A 260-nucleotide genomic window follows, 5' to 3' on the forward strand; every position below is an offset into this window, starting at 1 on the left:
CTTGACTAGTAAAGAAAAAAATCTTAAAATAGGTTTTCTTCTCGAAAGAATGGTTTTAACTTTCTGTTCAATTTTGAGAGATCAAGTAGATCTTTTAAGTTATATGGGGGTATAGCTCAGTTGGGAGAGCACCTGCCTTGCACGCAGGGGGTCAAGAGTTCGAATCTCTTTATCTCCACCATTGTTCTTTGAAAATTGCACATAGTATATTGTTTGTATAAATACAACAAGCCAAGAAATATTCTTTGTATATTTAATAG

Annotated in this window: 1 tRNA gene; it reads left to right on the forward strand. The window is 33.5% G+C overall.

The window, feature by feature from the left end:
* The first annotated feature begins 105 nt into the window (after positions 1-105).
* Positions 106-181, forward strand: a tRNA-Ala gene (locus FAY47_RS19945).
* The last annotated feature ends 79 nt before the right edge of the window (positions 182-260 follow it).

It is taken from the genome of Clostridium sp. HBUAS56017, from assembly GCF_007115085.1.
Lineage (GTDB): Bacteria > Bacillota > Clostridia > Clostridiales > Clostridiaceae > Clostridium > Clostridium cibarium.